General features: G+C 71.6%; 16 protein-coding genes. 10 read left to right on the forward strand and 6 right to left on the reverse strand.

What is annotated here, in order from left to right; genetic code table 11:
- Positions 1-43 precede the first annotated feature (43 nt).
- The 4 genes from Q1B24_RS08450 to Q1B24_RS08465 all read left to right on the forward strand — a co-directional run bounded on the left by Q1B24_RS08450 (position 44) and on the right by Q1B24_RS08465 (position 2,198).
- The gene (locus Q1B24_RS08450) at positions 44-271 is read left to right on the forward strand and encodes an antitoxin (protein WP_299926243.1); all 228 of its coding nucleotides are present in this window, start codon (positions 44-46) and stop codon (positions 269-271) included.
- Positions 268-798: an NUDIX domain-containing protein gene (locus tag Q1B24_RS08455; RefSeq protein WP_299926246.1), complete on the forward strand. Its 531-nt coding sequence runs from the start codon at positions 268-270 to the stop codon at positions 796-798. Before Q1B24_RS08450 ends, Q1B24_RS08455 begins: the two co-directional genes overlap by 4 nt.
- Entirely contained in the window at positions 795-1,103 is a 309-nt protein-coding gene (locus Q1B24_RS08460; RefSeq protein WP_299926249.1) for a hypothetical protein, read from the forward strand. Before Q1B24_RS08455 ends, Q1B24_RS08460 begins: the two co-directional genes overlap by 4 nt.
- A 135-nt stretch (positions 1,104-1,238) precedes the next feature.
- Positions 1,239-2,198, forward strand: a complete 960-nt coding sequence (locus Q1B24_RS08465; protein ID WP_299926252.1) for a hypothetical protein — start codon at positions 1,239-1,241, stop codon at positions 2,196-2,198.
- 68 nt (positions 2,199-2,266) lie between these two features.
- On the opposite strand, the gene miaB is transcribed toward Q1B24_RS08465, so the two are convergent.
- On the reverse strand, positions 2,267-3,769 hold the full coding sequence (gene miaB, locus Q1B24_RS08470; protein ID WP_299926255.1) for a tRNA (N6-isopentenyl adenosine(37)-C2)-methylthiotransferase MiaB: 1,503 nt from the start codon (positions 3,767-3,769) through the stop codon (positions 2,267-2,269).
- Positions 3,770-3,836: 67 nt separating this feature from the next.
- Between miaB and Q1B24_RS08475 the strand changes: the two genes are divergently transcribed.
- The 5 genes from Q1B24_RS08475 to Q1B24_RS08495 all read left to right on the forward strand — a co-directional run bounded on the left by Q1B24_RS08475 (position 3,837) and on the right by Q1B24_RS08495 (position 7,747).
- Entirely contained in the window at positions 3,837-4,334 is a 498-nt protein-coding gene (locus Q1B24_RS08475) for a 2'-5' RNA ligase family protein (RefSeq protein WP_299926258.1), read from the forward strand.
- A gap of 59 nt (positions 4,335-4,393) precedes the next feature.
- Positions 4,394-5,170 carry an amino acid ABC transporter ATP-binding protein gene (locus Q1B24_RS08480; protein ID WP_299926261.1) on the forward strand — a complete coding sequence of 259 codons (777 nt, stop codon included), beginning with the start codon at positions 4,394-4,396 and terminating at the stop codon, positions 5,168-5,170.
- A 50-nt stretch (positions 5,171-5,220) separates the two neighbouring features.
- Positions 5,221-6,111: a glutamate ABC transporter substrate-binding protein gene (locus tag Q1B24_RS08485; RefSeq protein ID WP_299926264.1), complete on the forward strand. Its 891-nt coding sequence runs from the start codon at positions 5,221-5,223 to the stop codon at positions 6,109-6,111.
- Positions 6,112-6,203: 92 nt separating this feature from the next.
- Positions 6,204-6,893 carry an amino acid ABC transporter permease gene (locus Q1B24_RS08490; RefSeq protein ID WP_299926267.1) on the forward strand — a complete coding sequence of 230 codons (690 nt, stop codon included), beginning with the start codon at positions 6,204-6,206 and terminating at the stop codon, positions 6,891-6,893.
- Positions 6,890-7,747 (forward strand): amino acid ABC transporter permease, encoded by an 858-nt coding sequence (locus Q1B24_RS08495; protein ID WP_299926270.1) that lies wholly within the window; start codon positions 6,890-6,892, stop codon positions 7,745-7,747. Before Q1B24_RS08490 ends, Q1B24_RS08495 begins: the two co-directional genes overlap by 4 nt.
- A gap of 78 nt (positions 7,748-7,825) precedes the next feature.
- On the opposite strand, the gene Q1B24_RS08500 is transcribed toward Q1B24_RS08495, so the two are convergent.
- The 5 genes from Q1B24_RS08500 to Q1B24_RS08520 all read right to left on the reverse strand — a co-directional run bounded on the left by Q1B24_RS08500 (position 7,826) and on the right by Q1B24_RS08520 (position 11,432).
- Complete coding sequence (locus Q1B24_RS08500) at positions 7,826-8,302, reverse strand: hotdog fold domain-containing protein (protein WP_299926273.1); 477 nt, start codon at positions 8,300-8,302, stop codon at positions 7,826-7,828.
- A 123-nt stretch (positions 8,303-8,425) separates the two neighbouring features.
- Complete coding sequence (locus Q1B24_RS08505) at positions 8,426-9,334, reverse strand: HemK/PrmC family methyltransferase (RefSeq protein ID WP_299926276.1); 909 nt, start codon at positions 9,332-9,334, stop codon at positions 8,426-8,428.
- Positions 9,331-10,179, reverse strand: coding sequence for an SGNH/GDSL hydrolase family protein (locus tag Q1B24_RS08510; RefSeq protein ID WP_299926279.1), 849 nt, complete (start codon positions 10,177-10,179; stop codon positions 9,331-9,333). Before Q1B24_RS08510 ends, Q1B24_RS08505 begins: the two co-directional genes overlap by 4 nt.
- Positions 10,180-10,254: 75 nt before the next feature.
- On the reverse strand, positions 10,255-10,632 hold the full coding sequence (locus tag Q1B24_RS08515; RefSeq protein ID WP_299926282.1) for a VOC family protein: 378 nt from the start codon (positions 10,630-10,632) through the stop codon (positions 10,255-10,257).
- Positions 10,629-11,432: a trans-aconitate 2-methyltransferase gene (locus tag Q1B24_RS08520; RefSeq protein WP_299926284.1), complete on the reverse strand. Its 804-nt coding sequence runs from the start codon at positions 11,430-11,432 to the stop codon at positions 10,629-10,631. The genes Q1B24_RS08515 and Q1B24_RS08520 overlap by 4 nt, the downstream gene beginning before the upstream one ends.
- A gap of 207 nt (positions 11,433-11,639) precedes the next feature.
- Between Q1B24_RS08520 and Q1B24_RS08525 the strand changes: the two genes are divergently transcribed.
- Positions 11,640-12,125 carry a MarR family transcriptional regulator gene (locus tag Q1B24_RS08525; protein ID WP_299926287.1) on the forward strand — a complete coding sequence of 162 codons (486 nt, stop codon included), beginning with the start codon at positions 11,640-11,642 and terminating at the stop codon, positions 12,123-12,125.
- The last annotated feature ends 6 nt before the right edge of the window (positions 12,126-12,131 follow it).

Genomic DNA, 12,131 nt, shown 5'->3' on the forward strand with positions numbered 1-12,131 from the left:
GAGTCCCCATCCGCCGGGGTGGGCCGGCCCCCGAGGAGGACGCATGGGTTTCCTGGACAAGGCCAAGGCCAAGCTCACCGACGCGGTCGACCAGCACGGCGACAAGATCGCGCAGGGCATCGACAAGGCCGGCGACATGGTCAACGAGAAGACCGGCGGCAAGCACGCCGACAAGGTCGACCAGGCCCGCGGGAAGGCACGCGACGCGCTCGACTCCCTCGACGGCAGGAACGACGACATCCCGCCCGCCCCGCCGACCTCCCGGGCGTGACCGTCCCGCCCTTCGCCCTCGTCCCGGCGTCCTACGTCTACCTGCTGCGCGACGGGGCCGCCGGCACGGAGGTCCTCCTCCAGCGGCGCGGCCCCGTCCCCTACATGCCCGACCACTGGGCCGCCGCGGCCGCCGGGCACGTCGAGCCGGGCGAGACGGCGTACGACGCCGCGCGCCGCGAGGCCGTCGAGGAGCTCGGCATCGCCGACGTGTCGCTGGAGTTCGCCTTCACGATGCAGCGCAGCCAGTTCGGGCCGGCGGTCGAGGAACGGGTGGACTGGTTCTTCACCGCCCGGTCGTGGAGCGGTGAGCCGCGGATCGTCGAGCCCGAGAAGTGCGCGGAGCTGGGCTGGTTCGGCCTCGACGCGCTCCCCCAGCCGATGGTCCCGCACGAGGCGCACGCGCTGGCCCACCTGTTCTCCGGGGTCGGCTATCTCACCTTCGGGTGGGATGCTCGCCCGAGCGGGGGTGGCCCGAGCAGCCTGGCCGAGGCAGGATCGCCCGAGACCCAGGGAGGGAATCGATGACCAACGAAGAGCTCGGCCCGATGCCCGAGCCGTACGCCGAGGAGCCCCAGCTGGTGCCCGGCGGAGTCGACGCGCTGCACGAGGACCCCGCCGACACGGGCCTCGCGCGTGACCTCGACCCCGACGACAACCCCGCCGTCGACGACGTCCTGCCCGACGAGATCGCCGAGCCGGACGAGAAGTCGCAGGCCCCCGACGGCGAGGCGGAGGACCAGGAGTCCGACACCCCGCGCTCGTCCGACGACTCCGACTCGCCGCGCGCCGGCCAGGAGGCGGAGGACGGCTCCCCGGAGCCCCCCGCCTGACCATCTCGCACCAAGCACCAAGCACTGTGCGGTGGCTGCGGTCCGCCTGATGGACCACAGCCACCGCGCTGTCGTTCTCCACAGGCGGCAAGGGCCCTCTGGCGGGCATGAGGCCGCCCGGTCGAGGCTGGGGCGATGGATCTCGAGGCCTGTTCCGGCGTGCTCGCCCTGCAGTCGGGTGTCATCTCCAGGAGGCAGCTGACCGCCGCCGGAGCGCTCGGCCACGACGTCAAGCGGATGCTGCGACGACGCGATCTCGTACGCCTGTACGACGGCGTGTTCGTCAACCACACGGGCCAGCCCACGTGGGTCCAGCGAGCGTGGGGCGGGGTCCTGCTCGCGTGGCCGGCCGCCCTGGCCCGCGACAGCGCCCTCCGCGCCGGCGACGGACCGGGCCGCGCCGGCCGCGACGACTCGGTGATCCACCTCGCCGTCGACCGGCACCGCGCCGTGCGGGTGCCTAGCGGCTACCGGCTCCACCGGATCAGTGACTTCGACGCCAAGGTGCAGTGGAACGCCAGCCCGCCGCGCGTGCGCATCGAGGAGGCGCTGGTCGACGTGGCGGCCGCCGCCACCTGCGACTTCGACGCGATCGCCGGCCTGGCTGACGCCGTACGGGCGCGGCGCACCACGCCCGAGCGCATCCGTCAGGCGCTCGACGCACGGGCGAGGATCGCCCGTCGGACCTTCCTGCGCGGTGTGCTCACCGACCTCGGGCAGGGCACGTGCTCGGTGCTGGAGCATGGCTACCTGACGCTGGTCGAGCGTCCGCACGGGCTCCCGGTCGCCGAGCGGCAGCTCCGCGACTCGATCAACGGCCCGCTCTACCGGGACGTCGTCCATGCGGTCGGGCAGGTGGTCGAGCTCGACGGTCGCATGTGGCACGACAGCCCGCAGCAGCGCGACGCCGACCTGGACCGCGACCTCGATGCGGCCGTGGAGCGGCTCGGCACCGTGCGACTCGGATGGGGTCAGGTCTTCGGCCGCCCGTGCGCGACCGCGTCCCGCGTGGCGCGACTGCTCAACGCCCGCGGGTGGTCGGGCAGGGCCCGGACGTGTCCCGCGTGCCCGGATGCCTGGCCGACGGCCAGCTGATCACGCCCACGCCGACAGCGCGGTGACCTCGGTCCACCGGGTGGACCACAGGCACCGCACAGAGCTGCTCAGCCGCAGGCGGGCGCCGGTGGCAGCGGGGCGGGGACGCCGACGGCGGGCATGCCCAGCCCGATGGCGGCCGGCGCGGAGGGGGTCGACGTACGACGCTCCCAGGCGTCACCGGCGCGGGTGCGGCGGACGGAGCGGATGGCGCCGTCGGCGACGAGGTGGTGCGGGGCGGCGTAGGTGATCTCGACGGTCACCATGTCGCCGGGCCGGACGGAGTCGGCGTCGACGGCTGAGAAGTCGGCGGCGAAGTGGACGAGCCGGTTGTCGGGCGCGCGACCGGACAGGCGCTGCGTCTCGGCGTCCTTGCGGCCCTGGCCCTCGGCGACCATCAGCTCGACGGTGCGACCGACGAGCGCCTTGTTCTCGGTCCAGGCGATCTCGTCGACGACCTCGGCCAGGCGCAGGTAGCGGTCCTTGACGACCTCGGGCGAGACCTGGTCGTCGAGGACGGCTGCCGGGGTGCCGGGGCGCTTGGAGTACTGGAAGGTGAAGGCCGAGGAGAAGCGAGCGGCGCGGACCACGTCGAGGGTGGCCTGGAAGTCCTCCTCGGTCTCGCCCGGGAAGCCGACGATGATGTCGGTCGTGATCGCGGCGTCGGGGATGGCGGCCCGCACCCGGTCGATGATCCCCAGGTAGCGCGACTGGCGGTAGGAACGGCGCATGTCGCGCAGCACCTTGTCGGAGCCGGACTGCAGCGGCATGTGCAGCGACGGCATCACGTTGGGCGTCTCGGCCATCGCCTCGATGACGTCGTCGGTGAACTCGGCCGGGTGCGGCGAGGTGAAGCGCACCCGCTCGAGGCCCTCGACCTCACCGCACGCGCGGAGCAGCTTGGAGAAGGCCTGGCGGTCGCCGAACTCCACGCCGTAGGCGTTGACGTTCTGCCCGAGCAGGGTGATCTCGGTGACGCCCTCGGCGACCAGCGCCTCGACCTCGGCGAGGATCTCGCCGGGCCGGCGGTCCTTCTCCTTGCCACGCAGCGCCGGGACGATGCAGAAGGTGCAGGTGTTGTTGCACCCGACCGAGATCGACACCCAGGCGGCGTACGCCGACTCGCGCTTGGTGGGCAGCGTCGAGGGGAAGACCGACAGCGACTCGAGGATCTCGACCTGCGCCTCCTCCATCACCCGCGCCCGCTCCAGCAGCACCGGCAGCGACCCGATGTTGTGGGTGCCGAAGACGACGTCGACCCACGGCGCCCGCGTGGTGATCGTCTCGCGGTCCTTCTGCGCCAGGCAGCCGCCGACGGCGATCTGCATGCCCGGCGTGACGGCCTTGACCGAGGCCAGCTGGCCGAGGTTGCCGTAGAGCTTGTTGTCGGCGTTCTCCCGCACGGCGCAGGTGTTGAAGACGACCACGTCGGCCTGCTCGTCCGACGTCGCGCGGACGTAGCCCGCGTCCTCCAGCAGGCCACTGAGCCGCTCGGAGTCGTGGACGTTCATCTGGCACCCGTGGGTCTTGACCTCGTAGGTGCGTGCGGGGGTCTCTGCGACGGTGCTCATGACCGGTCAAGGGTACGGCGGCCGGCGGGGGCCGCGGCAATCGTGCCGGCCGACCTAGGCTCGCGCCATGCCCCGCATGCACGCGCTCGAGCTGCTGCCCGACGAGGCCGGCTGCGACGTCGTACGCCGTGACTGGCAGGTGCTGCGCGACGCGGGCCTGCCCTCGCAGCTGGACCACCGCGGCGCCACCAACAGCCCGCACGTCACGGTGCTGGCCGCGCCGGCGCTCGACGGCGACGACGAGCAGCGGGCGTCAGAGCTGGTGGCGTCGCTCCTGCCGACGCAGGTGCGGGCGTCGGGGATCGCGCTCCTCGGCGGCACCCGGGTCTCCGTCGTCCGCGTCCTCGACGTGCCGGACCCGCTGGTGCGCGTCGTGCTCGACCTGCGGTCGCAGGTGCGCGACGTGCAGCACGTCGGGTGGCTCCCGCACGTCACCCTGGCCCGTCGGATGGACCGCGCCGACGTGGGCCGGGCGGTCGAGGCGCTGGGGCACGAGGACGTGGTCCTCACGCTGGCGTCGCTGCGTCGCTGGGATCCCGACGCCGGAATCGTCACCACTCTGTAATGGTCCTGATGGGCCATGTGTGATGGCCCAAGCGGTCCCCCTGCCGATAGGTTGCGCCTATGACCGCGCAGGAAACGGGCACCGTCAGCGCCGGCCGGGGCGAGCCCCTCGTCGTGCTGAGCGGCGTCCAGAAGCACTTCGGGCAGCTCCACGCACTCAAGGACATCGAGCTCAGCGTCAAGCGCGGTGAGGTCGTCGTCGTGATCGGGCCGTCCGGATCGGGCAAGTCCACGCTGTGCCGCACGATCAACCGGCTCGAGACGATCGACGAGGGCACGATCACCCTCGACGGCAAGGACCTCCCTCAGGAGGGCAAGGCGCTCGCCGCGCTGCGCGCCGAGGTCGGCATGGTCTTCCAGAGCTTCAACCTCTTCGCCCACAAGACGATCCTGGAGAACGTCACGCTCGGCCCGATCAAGGTCCGCGGCATGAAGAAGGACGAGGCGGAGAAGAAGGCTCGCGAGCTGCTCGACCGGGTCGGCGTCGGCCACCAGGCCGAGAAGTACCCCGCCCAGCTCTCCGGCGGCCAGCAGCAGCGCGTGGCGATCGCCCGTGCGCTGGCGATGGAGCCGAAGGTGATGCTCTTCGACGAGCCCACCTCGGCGCTCGACCCGGAGATGATCAAGGAGGTCCTCGACGTCATGGTGGACCTCGCCCAGCAGGGCATGACGATGGTCGTCGTCACCCACGAGATGGGCTTCGCCCGCACCGCCGCCGACCGCGTCGTCTTCATGGCCGACGGCGCGATCGTCGAGGAGAACACGCCCGAGGAGTTCTTCACCAACCCACGCTCGGACCGCGCCAAGGACTTCCTCGGCAAGATCCTCAAGCACTGAGGCGCACGTCCGACCACGAGTTCCCCGCACCACAGACAAGGGAGAAGCAGATGCGATTCATCCGTACCAAGGCCGTCATCGCGACGGTCGGGCTGGCCCTCTCGCTGGCAGCCTGCGGCGACGCAGGTGACGACGGCGGCGAGGCCACCGACGTCGAGGTCCAGGAGAACGCCGCCGACGAGTTCGACGACGGCACCGCGATGAAGGAGTTCGCCGACTCGGGCGAGATCACCATCGGCGTGAAGTACGACCAGCCCGGTATCGGCTTCAAGGGCGCCACCGACGACATGCCGGTCGGCTTCGACCCCGAGATCGGCAAGATCCTCGCCGGCTCGCTCGGCATCGCCCCCGAGGACATCACCTGGAAGGAGACGATCTCCGACAACCGCGAGCCGTTCCTCCAGGAGGGCGAGGTCGACCTCGTCATCGCCTCCTACTCCATCACCGACGAGCGTCGTCAGGTCGTCGGCCAGGCCGGCCCCTACTACGTCACGGGCCAGCAGCTGCTGGTGAAGTCCGACAGCGACATCGAGAGCCTCGAGGACGTCGCGGGCACCGAGGTCTGCTCGGTGACCGGCTCCACGTCCCTGGAGAACATCAAGGCCGAGGGCGCCAAGCCGCGCGGCTTCGACACCTACTCCGAGTGCGTCGACCAGGTCCTCAGCGGCACGGTGGACGCCATGACGACCGACGGTGCGATCCTGCTCGGCTACGCCGCGGAGAACCCCGACGAGCTCAAGGTCGTCGTCGACCCGTTCTCCGAGGAGCGCTACGGCGTGGGCTACAGCCTCGACAAGCCCGAGATGTGCCAGTGGATCGTCGACACGCTGACCTCCGCGCAGGAGGAGGGCACGTGGGGCGAGGCCTTCGAGGCCACCCTGGGCCAGTCGGGCGTCGAGACGCCCGAGCCGCCGGCGATGGACGAGTGCCCGGCCGCCTGACGCCGGACCACACCACCACCCGGATCACCACCTGATCGGACGCCGGCGGGCCGCGAGGCCCGCCGGCGTCCCGCAGAGAGGAGCCCGCCGCCATGGATGCGGTGTTCTCGAACTTCGACGAGTACCTCAAGGCGTTCGGCCTGACCATCGGCCTGTTCGTGGTCTCCGGCATCGCCTCGCTGGTGCTCGGCACCATCCTGGCTGTCTTCCGGGTCGGCCCGGTGTCCGTCCTCAACAAGGCGGCGGCCGTCTACGTCACCATGTTCCGCAACACGCCGCTGCTGATGATCTTCGTCTTCATCTTCATCGCCATGCCGGTGATGGGCTACAACTTCAAGGTCGTCGAGGACATCGAGATCGCGGGCTACAACGTCTCTGCCTTCTTCTTCCGCGCCTGCCTGGCCCTGACGCTCTACACCTCCGCCTTCGTCTGCGAGGCGATGCGCTCCGGCGTCAACGCCGTACCGCTCGGGCAGGCCGAGGCGGGTCGCGCGATCGGGCTGACCTTCGCCCAGTCGATGAACCTCGTCATCCTCCCCCAGGCGGTGCGCGCCGTGATCCCGCCGATGACCAGCGTGCTGATCGCCCTCGCCAAGAACACCTCCGTGGCGGCGGCCTTCGGCCTCGCCGAGGCGACCGCCACGATGCGCGGCTTCACCAACGACAACGCCGACCAGCGGATCGGGATCTTCCTGGCCTTCGCGGTCGGCTACATCATCGTCGTCGAGGTCATCTCCCTGGTCTCGTACGGCATCGAGCGGAAGGTCAAGGTCGCCCGATGACGACATCCGTCCTCTTCGACGCCCCGGGCCCCAGGACCGTCGCCCGCCACCGTGTCTACACCGTCATCAGCCTCGTCGCCCTGACTGCGCTGATCGCCTTCGTCGTGTGGACGATGTACGACACGGGTCAGCTCGAGTACGAGCTCTGGGAGCCCTTCGTGACTCCGGAGTACGTGGAGTACATCCTGGTCGACGGTCTCCTCGAGACGCTCAGGATGGCCTTCTTCTCCATCATCTTCGCGGTGGTCTTCGGGCTCGTCTTCGGCGTCGCCAAGCTGTCGGACCGCGCGTGGGTGCGGTGGCCCGCCTGGCTCGTCGTGGAGTTCTTCCGTGCCGTGCCGGTCCTGCTCCTGATGGTCTTCGCCTTCTTCCTGCTCGCCATCGGCGACGGCCCGCTGACGTCGTTCTGGTGCGTGGTGATCGCCCTGACGCTCTACAACGGGTCCGTGCTCGCCGAGGTGTTCCGGGCCGGCATCAACGCCGTGCCGCGGGGCCAGGCCGAGGCGGCGTACGCCGTCGGCATGCGCAAGTCGCAGGTGATGACGTCGGTGCTGCTGCCCCAGGCGGTCAAGATCATGCTGCCGGCGATCATCAGCCAGATGGTCGTCGCGCTGAAGGACACCAGCCTCGGCTACTACATCCTCGCCCCCGGCCTCACCGCCGTGGGCAAGCCGATCTACCTCGAGTTCAACAACCAGGTGCAGGTCGCGATCGTGATCACGGCGCTCTACGTGGCGGTCAACCTGGTCCTGACCTGGATCGCGACCAAGGTGCAGAAGCGCCTGGTCGGCGAGAAGAGCCCGCTCGAGCTGAGCCAGGTCGGCAACCTCGACGGCGGGAGCAACACCGCCTGACCCGTCGCTACGCTCCGGTCTTCTCGAACGGATGCGCCCTCGCAGGCTCGGACGCACTCAAGACGTCGACGTCCGTCGCTACGCTCCGGTCCTCTCGGTCACCCAGAGCCGGATCTCGCCCTCGACGACGACCGTGCCGTCGGTGCGTACGCCGCGCACGCGCACCGGCAGGTCGTAGCCGTCGCCCGGGTCCGCGGTCCACTGCTCGGGGTCGGTCCCGGCGATGCAGGTGATGTCGGTCGTGGCCTTGGCGGTGTAGGCCACCTCCATGCCCTTCGGGATCCAGCGCCGGTCGCGCGGGATGGTCGCCTCGGCGAGCGCACCCATCGCCGCTTCGAGCCCGTTGCACAGCGCGATCGCGTGCACGGTCCCGAGGTGGTTGTGCACCCGCCGCCGCTTGCGGATGACGAGCTCGGCGCGGTCGGGCTCGATGACGGTGAACCGCGGGCGGATCGAGGCGAAGTACGGCGCCTTCTGGCTGAACGCGAGCGAGAAGGCCCGGGTGCCCAGCGGGAGGGCGGAGGTCTTCCGCCACAGGTCGAGGACGGCAGTCATGCCGGGATGCTACCAGTCGGTAACTTCGAGCGGACTCCCCGCTCGAGCGGGGAGTCCGTCACCTGGAGGCCGTTGCAACCCCCTCGAGGTGTCGGACTTCCCCACCGGGTCGGGGCGCGGCGGTCAGCTCCGGCGGGCGGTGATGACGCGGATGTTGCCTTCGTCGTCCGCCACCGGCTCGACGACGTCCCACCCGGGGAAGCGCGGGATCCGCTTCTGCCAGTACGACCCCTGGCCGAGGCCGATCTCGAAGCACAGCCACCCGCCGGGGCGCAGCCAGTCGGGCGCCTCCTGGACGAGCCGGCTGACGATCGACAGGCCCAGGCTGCCGCCGTCGAAGGCCATGCGGGGCTCGTGCTCGGAGATCTCGGCCGCCATCTCCCCCACCCGGGCCGAGGAGATGTAGGGCGGGTTGCAGATGAGTACGTCGACCCCGCCCCGCAGCCCGGCGGGCAGGGCGTCGAACAGGTCGCCCTCGTGCACCGCCACGCGGTCGGCGACCCCGGTGAAGACCATGTTGGCGCGGGCCAGGCCGACCGCCGCCGTCGAGAGGTCCGCGGCGTGGAGCGTGACGCGCGGGGCGGCCACCGCGACGGCTGCCGCGAGGTTGCCGGCGCCCGTGCACAGGTCGACGACGAGGGACCCCTCGGTGGCGCGGACCAGGTCGAGCGCGGTGCGGCCGAGGATCTCCGTCTCCACCCGGGGCACGAGCGCCTCCGGCCCGGCGAGGAGCTCGACACCCAGGAAGCTCTGCCTACCGGTGAGGTGGCCCAGTGGCGCCCCGGCGATGCGGCGCTCCACCAGGGCGCCGAGCAGCCGCTCGCCCTCGTCGGTCAGGGGTCGCAGCGGCGCGACGGACGCGGCCGCCACGGAGAGCGGCGTACCCGCCGCCACGGCCCACAGGGCGCGGAGGGTCGACTCGGGCGTCTCCTCGGGATGGTCCGGGAGGATCGCGGCCTCGGCGTCGAGGCGGGCGAGGTGGCGCTCGAAGAGGGGCGGCGCTGCGGCCTCGGCGGCGGTGGTGGCGGTCATGCGGGTGCTCCCTGCGTGAGAACGTCGAGGAACCGGGCGGCCAGCACGGTCGACCCGGCGGGGTTGAGGTGCTGGCGGTCGGGATCGGCCCAGCCCGGGGCGAGCGTGGCCAGCCTCGTGCCGTCGGCGGCGGTGCTCTCGACGGCGGCGATGTCGAAGAGGTCGTCGTCGGCGTAGGCCTCGCGGACGAGGTCGTTGAAGCGCTCGCGGGCGTCGTTGTCGTCGCCGCGCACGAGGACCCTGAGGTGCTGCTTGACGCCGGACGGGGCCGCGGTCAGGGGCACCGTCGCATGGATGAACCGGACGTCCGGGTGGTCGCGCTGCAGGTCGTCGAGCGTCTGGCGGTAGGCGGCGAAGAGCCGGTCGACGTCGGTCGCCGCCGTCACGTCGGTGTAGCAGAGCTTCACCATCGCCACGTCGACCTGGTCGGCCAGGCCCGAGCGCATCACCGCGTCGAAGTTCGCGAGCTTGCCCATCGGGTCGCCGTTGACGCCGATCTCGGCGTGGATCACCGCGCCCTGCCCGGCGGGGACCTCCGGGACCGGGTCGTCGACCGTCACCTGCACGACCCGCGCCTGCGCGACGTCCTTGTCGGCGTAGAGCCGGTCGAGTCCGTCGAGCAGGTTCCAGCCGATCGACATGTGGCCGATGAAGACGCGCTGGCCTGCGGCCTCGCGCAGCTGGGCGGGTGGCACCGTCCGCGCCGCGGTGTCCGGAGAGGGCTCCGGCTCGCGGGGTCCCCAGAAGCGGACCAGCACGACCGCGCTTACCGCGAGGACGACGGCAGCGCCCAGGAGCACCCGCCCGACGGCGTGTGCTCCCGACCCCCTGCGCTCCCTCAGCACCCGGACACCGTAGGGACGGATCGGCCCCCGCTGCACGCCCTGTCGCCGAGGTGCCCCCATTCTGGGGACGACCGTTCAGCGGGGCTGCAGCACCTCGACCCGGTTGCCGTGGCCGTCGTGGGTGTGGAGCCGGACGTGGCCGGGGAACGAGTCGCGCTGGCTCTCGTCCACGTCGAAGCCGAGCGCCCGGAGCCGGCCCGCCACCTCGTCGAGGTCGGCGACGACGAAGGCCGGGTGCGCCTTGCGGGCCGGCGCGAACGGTTCCTCGACGCCGACGTGCAGCTCGGCCGCGACGGCCCCCGCGTCGTCGTACGCCCGGAACCAGCACCCGCCGCGCGCCACCAGGTCGGCCGGCTTGTCGACCTCGGTCATGCCGAGCCCCTCGCCGTAGAAGCGGCGGGCGCCGTCCTCTCCCCCAGGCGGGCAGGCGACCTGCACGTGGTGGAGCCTCACGCGACCGGCACCCCCTGCGGCTTGCGCGCGACCACGAAGATCCGCCGGAAGGGCATGACCACGCGACCCGCGGTGTCGGCCGGGTAGGCATCGCGCAGCAGTGCCTTGAACTCGTCCTCGAAGAGGGGCCGCAGGTCGTCGGGCAGCGCCTGCAGCGTGGGCCTCGCGCCCGTGCCGGAGACCCAGTCGAAGACCGGGTCCTCACCGGTCAGGACGTGGAGGTACGTCGTCTCCCACGCGTCCACCTCGCAGCCGAGGTCCAGCAGGACGCGGGCGTAGTCGACCGGGTCGTGGCTCGCCGGCACGCGGGCGTCGTGCACGTGCTCGGCGTACGGCGCCCGGGCGGCCAGGTCGGTGCGGGTGGTGTGGCTGGGCTCGTCGAAGTTGCCGGGCACCTGGAAGGCGAGCCAGCCGCCGGGCTGGAGGCGGTCGAGCAGGCCGGGCAGCAGCTCGAGGTGCTCGGGGACCCACTGCAGGGTGGCGTTGGAGACGAGCACGTCGACCGGCTCGTGCAGGGCGAGCGGGTCGGGGCGCGCCCAGTCGCGCAGGTCCCCGACCTCCCACCGGATGCCGTCGACCGCGCGGGCGGCCTCGATCATCTCGGGGCTGCTGTCGACGCCCGTGACGGCGGCGCTGCGCCACCGGGCGGCCAGCAGCGCGGTGAGGTTGCCGGGCCCGCAGCCGAGGTCGACGACGACGCGCGGGTTCTCGGCGGGCACCCGGGCGAGCAGGTCGACGAACGGCCTGCCCCGCTCGTCGGCGTACGCGAGGTAGCGGTCGGGGTCCCAGGTGTGGCTCATGGTGTCCTCCACAGGCAGTCGGCGGCGGCCCTCGTCTCGTACGGAGATATCTGAGGACGTTCTGGTAGGTCAACCGGGCAATCCACCTACCAGAACGTCCTCAGGTACCTCGGATCGAGAGGAAGTGTCTTGATGTCGAGATACCTCCACCCTCGTCCGGAACAGTCTCGATGTCAAGATTCTCGACCGATCTGGCACGATGGCGGCATGCGTGACGAGGTGGACGACCTGGTCGAGGCGTGGCGCCGCGAGCGTGGCGACCTGGACCTCGCGCCCGTCGAGGTGTTCTCGCGCATCAGCCGCCTGGCCCGCCACCTCGACCTCGCCCGCCGCGACGCCTTCACCACGCACGGCATCGAGTCGTGGGAGTTCGACGTGCTCGCCGCGCTGCGGAGGGCCGGTCAGCCGTACGAGCTCTCCCCCGGCCGGCTGCTGCGCGAGACGCTCGTGACCAGCGGCACGATGACCAACCGCGTGGACCGGCTCGCCGGGCGCGGGCTCGTCGAGCGGCTGCCCGACCCCCACGACCGCCGCGGCGTGCTGGTCCGGCTGACCGCCGACGGCAAGGCCGCGGTCGACGGCGCCTTCGAGGCGCTGCTCGCGGCCGAGGCCGACCTGCTCGCCGACCTCCCGGACCGTGACCGCACCCAGCTCGCGGGGCTGCTGCGCTCGCTGCTCGCGCCCTTCAGCTGATCGGGC

This window comes from uncultured Nocardioides sp. (assembly GCF_947488025.1).
Lineage (GTDB): Bacteria > Actinomycetota > Actinomycetes > Propionibacteriales > Nocardioidaceae > Nocardioides.